The sequence below is a fragment of the Streptomyces sp. NPDC026417 genome, from assembly GCF_055567695.1.
In genome coordinates, this window is record NZ_JBVHPY010000007.1 from 302727 (window position 1) to 310452 (window position 7726).

A 7726-nucleotide genomic window follows, 5' to 3' on the forward strand; every position below is an offset into this window, starting at 1 on the left:
CTTTGGGGCATGTACGGCTACGACCAGAACGCGAGCGCTCAGCAGCAGTACGCCCCGCCGCAGCAGCAGATGCCCGGCGGCTACGGCCAGCAGCCGCCGCTGTACCCCGAGCCGTCCCCGCCGTCCCTCGCGGACGCGGTCCGCGCCTTCACCACGGGGTCCATGGCCGCCGAGGACTTCCAGCAGATCTTCGCGACCTCGAAGGTCTACTGCCCGCGCGGCGACAACCCCGGTTTCCTGGCGCTGCACAACACCCAGCAGCCCGTGATCCCGATGTTCACCTCGCTCAAGGAGCTGCGCCGGTACGCGGGCAAGGAGTCCAAGTACTTCGTGATCACCGGTGCCGAGGTGATCGACCTGCTGCCGACCGGCTACGGCTTCGTGCTCGACATGGAGGGTGAGCACCGCATGGTGTTCGACGCGAAGGCCGTGGAGCAGATGGTCGACTTCGCGATGCGCCGGATGTACGGCTGACGGCCGTGCCTCGCCGCGGCCCACGGGTCGCGAGCGCCGCTGACGTGCCCCATGCACCCGGGACGCCCGGAGGGAATGCCCTCCGGGCGTCCTTCGTTACGGGTAGCAGAAAGTTCAATAATCAACTAAACTCGAAGCCAAGGAGGTACCCGACATGCCTGCAGTGACCGTCGAGAACCCGCTGACCCTTCCCCGTGTGGTCGCGGCGTCCGATGCCGTGGCCCGTCCCGTACTCGCCGTGACGACCGCGCCCGGCGGCTTCGAGGGCGAGGGCTTCCCGGTCCGCCGTGCGTTCGCCGGGATCAACTACCGCCACCTCGACCCGTTCATCATGATGGACCAGATGGGCGAGGTGGAGTACGCGCCGGGAGAGCCCAAGGGCACCCCCTGGCACCCCCACCGCGGCTTCGAGACCGTCACCTACATCATCGACGGGATATTCGACCACCAGGACTCCAACGGCGGTGGCGGGACCATCACCAACGGTGACACCCAGTGGATGACCGCGGGCTCGGGCCTGCTGCACATCGAGGCGCCCCCGGAGGCGCTCGTCATGTCCGGCGGTCTCTTCCACGGTCTCCAGCTGTGGGTGAACCTGCCGGCCAGGGACAAGATGATGGCGCCGCGCTACCAGGACATCCGCGGCGGCCAGGTCCAGCTGCTCACCACCCCCGACGGCGGCGCGCTCATGCGCGTCATCGCCGGTGAGCTGGACGGCCACCAGGGTCCCGGCATCACGCACACGCCGATCACCATGATCCACGCCACGGTGGCGCCGGGTGCGGAGCTGACCCTGCCCTGGCGCGAGGACTTCAACGGCCTCGCGTACGTGCTCGCCGGGCGCGGCAGCGTCGGTGCGGAGCGCCGCCCCGTCCACACCGGCCAGACCGCCGTCTTCGGCGCCGGGTCCTCGCTGACCGTCCGCGCGGACGAGCGGCAGGACTCGAACACGCCGGACCTGGAGGTCGTGATCCTCGGCGGACAGCCGATCCGTGAGCCCATGGCCCACTACGGTCCGTTCGTGATGAACACCCGCGAGGAGCTCCAGCAGGCCTTCGAGGACTTCCAGAAGGGCCGCCTCGGCACCGTCCCGGCGGTGCACGGGATGACCGAGGGCGGCATGTGATCCGTACGCCGTCACGGGCGGGCGGGCCCTCTCCGGCCGCGCGTCCCCGACTGACACCGCGTCACCCCGGCGGCCCGTGCCGGTGACGGCGCGTCACCCGGGCGGGCCGTCCCGTGAGGACAGCCCGCCCGTCGCGTGATCGGGTGGAAGCGTGCAGCTTCTTCCCGAGGGCGCCCGGCGACTGGCCGCCTGGTGCGCCGTCATCCTGCTCGTCGCCGGCGTCGGATGGGTCGGGGTGCAGCTCTGCGGCGAACTCCGGACGGCCGTCGTGCCGGTGCTGCTCGCCCTCCTCGGGACGGCCCTGCTCGGACCGCTGTACCGGCGGCTGGTGAAGGTGAAGGTCAACCGGTCCCTGGCGGCCGGCCTCACCTGCGTCGCGGTGGTCGTGGTCGTCGGCGGCGCCGTCTACATCGTCGTCGCCGCACTCATCAACAGCGGCGACCAGATCGTCGCCTCCCTCAGACAGGCCGCGACCTCGCTCGCCGAGCACTTCGGGGCGGCCGGCACCTCCCTGGACGACATCGCCTCGAACTCCAAGGACCTGCTCGGCAAGTTCGGCGGGACCGCAGCCTCCGGCGTCATCAGCGGCGTCAGCGTGGTCGGCGAGAGCCTCGCCATGGCCGTGCTCGCCCTGCTGCTCGTGTTCTTCTTCCTCCGCGACTCGCACCGCGCCACGGGCGCCCTGCGCGCCCTCTCCCCGCACGGTTCGGCCGACGCCGTCGAGGCGACGGCCCGACGCGCCTTCGAGGCCGTCGAGGGCTTCATGCGCGGGACGACGCTCATCGCGATGATCGACGCCGTCTGCATCACGGTCGGGCTGCTGATCCTCGGCGTCCCCGGCGCCGTGGGCCTCGGCGCGCTGGTCTTCGTGGCCGCGTACATCCCCTATCTCGGCGCCTTCCTCTCGGGAGCGGTGGCGGTGCTGGTCGCCCTCGCCGACCGGGGCTTCGTCATCGCCCTGTGGGCGCTCGGCGTCGTGGTGGCCGTCCAGGTTCTGGAGGGCCACGTCCTGCAACCCGCGATCCAGAGCCGCACCGTGCAGATGCACCCGGCGGTCGTCATGCTGACGATCACCGCGGGCGCCTCGGTGGCCGGAATCCTCGGGATGCTGCTGGCCGTGCCCCTGACGGCGGCCGCGTTCGGCGTCCTGTCGGAGATGCGCACCCGCTACGCCGGGACGTCCTCCGGGCCCCCGGGCTCCCCGCCGTCGAGGAACGTGAAATCCACCGGGCCGTCCGACTTGCCCGAGGACTCGTAGAGCTCGAACCAGATGCTCTTGCCCTCGCCCCGGGGGTCGACGCCCCACACGTCGGCGAGCAGCTCCATCAGCACCAGGCCGCGCCCGGACGACGCCAGCTCTCCCGGCCGGCGCTTGTGCGGCAGGTCGTCACTGCTGTCCGTGACCTCCACCCGGAGCCGCCGCTCCCCCGCCTCGCCGCTGAGCTGCGCGACGAGCAGCGCGTCCCCGTCCGTGTGCACGAGGACGTTCGTCACCATCTCCGAGGTCATGAGCACCGCCGAGTCGACCTGGTCCTCACTCGCCCAGTCGTGCAGGAGCTCCCGCAACTGCTGCCGGGCGCTCGCGACCCGCTCCGGCTCGGCCTGCGCGACCGTGACCATCGTGCGGCGCACCGGCGGCGGTATGACGCCGACCGTGCTGCCGCAGCCGCAGCCCTCGCCCTGCCGGCACAGCAGCAGCACCGCTATGTCGTCCTCGCGGCGGTCGATCAGCGGGCCGGGGGTGTGGTGCGAGGAGGGCCCGTGCACGGCCTGCACCAGCAGGTCGGCGAGCAGTTCCATGTCGCCGTCGTGCTCCTCCAGGATCCGGCGGATCCGCCGCCAGCCGGTGTCCAGGTCGTGGCCGCCGGTCTCGATCAGGCCGTCCGTGCACATCAGCAGGGTCTCGGCGGGCTCCAGGACCAGCCGGGTCGTCGGGTAGTCCGCGTCCGGATCGACGCCCAGCGGGAGCCCGCCGGCGGTCGGCCGCATCAGCACCGTCCCGTCGGCCATGCGGATCGCCGGGTCCGGGTGGCCGGCCCGGGCGATGTCCAGCACGCCGGTCGCCGGGTCCACCTCGACGTACAGACAGGTCGCGAAGCGGGGGTCCATGCGCTCCCCGTCCTGGGTGACCACCGAGTCGGTGATCCCGTACAGGAAACGGGAGGCGCGCGAGAGCACCGCGTCCGGGCGGTGCCCCTCGGACGCGTACGCGCGCAGGGCGATCCGCAGCTGGCCCATCAGCCCCGCGGCCCGTACGTCGTGCCCCTGGACATCGCCGATGACCAGGGCGAACCTGCTCCCCCCGGACGCGGTCCCGGCAGCGCCGCCGGGCAGCGGGATCATGTCGTACCAGTCACCGCCGACCTGGAGTCCGCCGCCGGTGGGCACGTAGCGCGCGGCCACCGACATGCCGGGTATCTCCGGGCCCAGCGTGGGCAGCATCGAGCGCTGCAGACCGTCGGTCAGCTCCCGCTCCGACTCGGCCACACCCGCCCGTGACAGGGCCTGCGCCAGCATCCGGGCCACGGTGGTCAGCACCGAGCGCTCGTCGGGGGTGAACGACACCGGGTACGCGAAGGCCGCCATCCAGGCACCCATCGTCCGCCCGGCGACCGTCAGCGGCAGGAACGCCCAGGACTGCCGGCCGAAGTGCTGGGCCAGCGGCCAGGACGCCGGATAGCGGGCCTTGTAGTCCTCCGGCGAGGAGAGGTAGACGGCCCGGCCGGTCCGGACGACCTCCGCCGCCGGGTAGTCCGTGTCCAGGGACATGTGGGAGAACGGTCCGTCGTCGCCCGGCTGGTGCCCGTGGTGGCCGATGATGGTCAGCCGGTCCGCCTCGGCGCCGAAGACGGCCAGCCCGTCCGGCGTGAAACCCGGCATCGAGAGACCGGCCGCGACCCGCAGGACCTCCTCCGTCGACCGCGCCTCCGCCAGCGCCCGCCCCGCGTCCAGCAGGAACGCCTCCCGCGAGCGGCGCCAGTCGCCGGTGACCGGGGTGCGGGCGGCGGCGCCCGGCGGCTGCTCGCTGACCTCCTGGAGGGTGCCGACCAGCTCGTACTCGCCGGTCTCCGAGTGGACCGACGGCCGGGAGCGGCTGCGTACGGTACGGATCACTCGCTGCTGCTCGTCCATGATCCGCAGCCGGGCCTCGGCGAGGGTGCCCTCGGCGACGGCGAGCTGCACGATGCCGTCGATCTCGTTCCAGTCGACCGGGTGGAAGCGGGAGCGGATGCCCGCCGACGACAGGGTCGTCGGCTCGGCCGGCAGGCCGAGCAGCCGCGCGGCCTCGGCGTCCAGCGTCACGAGCCCGGCCTCGCTGTCCCAGCGCCACAGGCCGGTCGCGAGGGATGCCAGGACCTCCCCCACGGTGGGCAGGGGCTCACCAGTGCGCATTCACCCACTTTAAGGAGAGGTGATCGGGACCTGCCACCGAGAGTATTCGGGGCGGCGATCTCGGGGCGGCCGGTACCCTTGGGAGATCCGGGCCCCAGCCCGGAAGTTTCACGTGAAACAGCCCCCGATCCGCGAAGACTGGATGAACGACGATGCATCGGTACAGGTCCCACACCTGCGGCGAGCTCCGCGCCTCTGACGTCGAAAGCGACGTCCGGCTGAGCGGCTGGCTGCACAATCGCCGAGACCTGGGCGGCATCCTCTTCATCGATCTGCGCGACCACTACGGCATCACGCAGCTCGTCGCCCGCCCCGGCACGCCCGCCTACGAGGCCCTGGACAAGGTCTCCAAGGAGTCGACCGTCCGCGTCGACGGCAAGGTCGTCTCCCGCGGCGCGGAGAACGTGAACCCCGATCTGCCCACCGGCGAGATCGAGGTCGAGGTCAGCGAGGTCGAGCTGCTCGGCGCGGCCGCACCGCTGCCGTTCACCATCAACGCCGAGGACGGCGTCAACGAGGAGCGGCGCCTGGAGTACCGCTTCCTCGACCTGCGCCGCGAGCGCATGCACCGCAACATCCTGCTGCGCACGGCCGTGATCTCCGCGATCCGGCACAAGATGACGGCGCTGGGCTTCAACGAGATGGCGACGCCGATCCTCAGCGCCACCTCCCCGGAGGGCGCCCGCGACTTCGTCGTCCCGTCCCGCCTCAACCCGGGCCGCTTCTACGCGCTCCCGCAGGCTCCTCAGCAGTTCAAGCAGCTGCTGATGATCTCCGGCTTCGACCGCTACTTCCAGATCGCGCCCTGCTTCCGCGACGAGGACGCGCGCGCGGACCGCTCGCCGGGCGAGTTCTACCAGCTCGACGTGGAGATGTCCTTCGTCGAGCAGGAGGACGTCTTCCAGCCCATCGAGAAGCTCATGACGGAGCTGTTCGAGGAGTTCGGCGGCGGCCGGCACGTCACCTCGCCGTTCCCGCGCATCCCGTTCCGCGAGGCGATGCTGAAGTACGGCTCCGACAAGCCGGACCTGCGCGCCCAGCTGGAGCTCGTCGACATCACCGACGTCTTCGAGGGCTCCGAGTTCAAGGCGTTCGCGGGCAAGCACGTGCGGGCGCTGCCGGTGCCGGACGTGGCCGGCCAGTCCCGGAAGTTCTTCGACGGCCTCGGTGACTACGCGGTCGAGCAGGGCGCCAAGGGCCTGGCGTGGGTGCGCGTGGCCGAGGACGGTTCGCTGACCGGCCCGATCGCCAAGTTCCTGACCGAGGAGAACGTCGCGGAGCTGACGAAGCGGCTCTCGCTCTCCGCCGGTCACGCCGTCTTCTTCGGAGCGGGCGAGTTCGACGAGGTCTCGAAGATCATGGGCGCGGTGCGGGTCGAGGCCGCCAAGCGCGCCGGGTACTTCGAGGAGAACGTCTTCCGCTTCTGCTGGATCGTCGACTTCCCGATGTACGAGAAGGACGAGGACACCGGGAAGATCGACTTCTCGCACAACCCGTTCTCCATGCCGCAGGGCGGCCTGGAGGCCCTGGAGACCCAGGACCCCCTGGACATCCTGGGCTGGCAGTACGACATCGTCTGCAACGGCGTGGAGCTGTCCTCCGGTGCCATCCGGAACCACGAGCCCGAAATCATGCTCAAGGCGTTCGAGATCGCGGGCTACGACCGTGAGACCGTCGAGGAGCAGTTCGCGGGCATGCTCCGCGCGTTCCGCTTCGGTGCCCCGCCGCACGGCGGTATCGCCCCGGGCGTCGACCGCATCGTCATGCTGCTCGCCGACGAGCCCAACATCCGCGAGACCATCGCGTTCCCCCTCAACGGCAACGCGCAGGACCTGATGATGGGCGCGCCGACGGAGCTGGAGGAGTCCCGACTGCGGGAGCTGCACATCTCCGTGCGCAAGCCGCAGCCGAAGTAGCCGCCGACGCGTGCGCAGTGGCTCGGAACCGAGGCCCGTTCCGAGCCACTTCGACCATGGGCGTCGCCCCGGACGAGACCCACGACAGCACGGACACCCCGCCGGGCGCCTCGGCGTCGGCCGGCTGACGGGAGGGCGGGCGCCCGGAGCGCGGCGGGGCTCCGGGCGTACGGCCTCAGGTGTCGTACCGGCCGTCCCACGGGGCGCCGAAGCCGAGGCGGTCCGGGTAGAGCTCGGCCCAGGACTCCTCGGCGTCCTCACCGGCGACCAGTCCGAACAGCACACCGTCGACGGTCAGTTGGAAGGGCCGGATCGCGATGTCCGTGTAGGCGCGGCGGGGCAGGCTGCGCAGCAGCTTCGCCAGGTGGGCCCGTGCCCGCGCGAGCACCGAGTGCTCCCCGTGCGGTGCGCGCTGCTGCTCGGCCCAGGTGCCGGCGCACCAGACCTCCGAGTCGCGGTAGCGGCCCTCGGCGTCGAAGGTGTGGAGGGCCACGTAGAGGCGTTTGTGCTCTTCCCAGCCGTCGTCGGGACGGAACCCTTCGGGGAAGGCGTATGTGATCGACGCCAGGAACTGGCCGTCCGCGAACCGGCCGATGGTCTCGGTGCGGTGCTTGGGCTCGTAGGCGATCGGGATGACCTGGGGGACTGCCATGGCGAAACCATACGGGTGGGCGGGGACATGTCACCGCCGGGGTAGGTTCTGCGGGGGGGGGGGGGGGGGGGGGGGGGGGGGGGGGGGGGGGGGGGGGGGGGGGGGGGGGGGGGGGGGGGGGGGGGGGGGGGGGGGGCGGGGTGGGGGGGGGGGGGGGTGGGCAGG

6 protein-coding genes are annotated in these 7726 nt (G+C 71.6%); 4 read left to right on the forward strand and 2 right to left on the reverse strand.

Annotation, left to right across the window (positions count from 1 at the left end):
• Positions 1–9 precede the first annotated feature (9 nt).
• From ACZ4NT_RS14380 to ACZ4NT_RS14390, 3 genes are all read left to right on the forward strand, one after another.
• Complete coding sequence (locus tag ACZ4NT_RS14380) at positions 10–474, forward strand: SseB family protein (RefSeq protein ID WP_121405079.1); 465 nt, start codon at positions 10–12, stop codon at positions 472–474.
• A gap of 154 nt (positions 475–628) precedes the next feature.
• Positions 629–1600 (forward strand): pirin family protein, encoded by a 972-nt coding sequence (locus ACZ4NT_RS14385; RefSeq protein ID WP_121405080.1) that lies wholly within the window; start codon positions 629–631, stop codon positions 1598–1600.
• 151 nt (positions 1601–1751) lie between these two features.
• Positions 1752–2858: an AI-2E family transporter gene (locus tag ACZ4NT_RS14390; RefSeq protein ID WP_467725427.1), complete on the forward strand. Its 1107-nt coding sequence runs from the start codon at positions 1752–1754 to the stop codon at positions 2856–2858.
• On the opposite strand, the gene ACZ4NT_RS14395 is transcribed toward ACZ4NT_RS14390, so the two are convergent.
• Positions 2768–4993, reverse strand: a complete 2226-nt coding sequence (locus tag ACZ4NT_RS14395) for an ATP-binding SpoIIE family protein phosphatase (protein ID WP_467725429.1) — start codon at positions 4991–4993, stop codon at positions 2768–2770. The genes ACZ4NT_RS14390 and ACZ4NT_RS14395 overlap by 91 nt on opposite strands.
• Before the next feature lie 152 nt (positions 4994–5145).
• Here ACZ4NT_RS14395 and aspS point away from each other — a divergent pair, with 152 nt between their 5' ends.
• Positions 5146–6909, forward strand: a complete 1764-nt coding sequence (gene aspS, locus ACZ4NT_RS14400) for an aspartate--tRNA ligase (RefSeq protein WP_467725431.1) — start codon at positions 5146–5148, stop codon at positions 6907–6909.
• 175 nt (positions 6910–7084) lie between these two features.
• Here the strand turns inward: aspS and ACZ4NT_RS14405 are convergent, their stop codons facing one another.
• Positions 7085–7561 (reverse strand): hypothetical protein, encoded by a 477-nt coding sequence (locus ACZ4NT_RS14405; protein WP_121405084.1) that lies wholly within the window; start codon positions 7559–7561, stop codon positions 7085–7087.
• Positions 7562–7726 lie beyond the last annotated feature (165 nt).

Coding starts and splice junctions, on each gene's coding strand:
- ACZ4NT_RS14380 (WP_121405079.1), top strand. CDS start 10: ATGTACGGCTACGACCAGAACGCGAGCGCTCAGCAGCAGTACGCCCCG.
- ACZ4NT_RS14385 (WP_121405080.1), top strand. CDS start 629: ATGCCTGCAGTGACCGTCGAGAACCCGCTGACCCTTCCCCGTGTGGTC.
- ACZ4NT_RS14395 (WP_467725429.1), bottom strand. CDS start 4,993: ATGCGCACTGGTGAGCCCCTGCCCACCGTGGGGGAGGTCCTGGCATCC.
- aspS (WP_467725431.1), top strand. CDS start 5,146: ATGCATCGGTACAGGTCCCACACCTGCGGCGAGCTCCGCGCCTCTGAC.
- ACZ4NT_RS14405 (WP_121405084.1), bottom strand. CDS start 7,561: ATGGCAGTCCCCCAGGTCATCCCGATCGCCTACGAGCCCAAGCACCGC.